The organism is Geodermatophilus sp. SYSU D00700 (genome assembly GCF_054050255.1).
On the sequence record NZ_JBJGZA010000076.1, the window covers coordinates 1 to 610 of the forward strand.

Consider the following 610-nt stretch of genomic DNA (forward strand, 5'->3'; position numbering starts at 1 on the left):
GCCAAGCTGCGGGTGCAGACGCGGACGGAGATCGCGGCGCTGCAGCGGCGGCTGGGCATCACCACCGTCTACGTCACCCACGACCAGGTCGAGGCGATGACCATGGGCGATCGGGTGGCGGTGCTCAAGGACGGGCTGCTGCAGCAGGTCGACACCCCGCGCAACCTGTACGACAAGCCGGTCAACGAGTTCGTCGCCGGGTTCATCGGCTCGCCGGCGATGAACCTGGTGACGGTGCAGCTGGCCGAGGGCGGGGCGGTGCTGGGCGGGCACACCGTGCCGCTGCCGCGCACCGCGGTGGGTGCGCTGGCCGCCGAGGGCGCGGCGACGGCCACGCTGGGCTTCCGGCCCGAGTCGGTGGAGCTGGTCGGTGCCGGGGAGGGGGTGCCGGTGGAGGTGGCGGTGGTCGAGGAGCTGGGCAGTGATGCCTACGCCTACGGCACGCTGCACGCCGCCGACACCGCCGGCGCGAGTGACAAGCTGCTGACCCTGCGGGTGGACGCGCGCAAGCCGCCGGCCAAGGGCGAGGTGGTGCACGTGGCCATCCGCCCCGGCGAGGCGCACGTGTTCTCCCCGGAGTCGGGCAAGCGCGTCTCCCAGGACGAGCGCT

At 73.4% G+C, this 610-nt stretch carries 1 protein-coding gene; it reads left to right on the plus strand.

Annotated features, from left to right (window positions below; translation table 11 throughout):
• On the plus strand, positions 1-610 hold a 610-nt coding region (locus tag ACI79V_RS24335; RefSeq protein WP_456893505.1), incomplete at both ends, for an ABC transporter ATP-binding protein.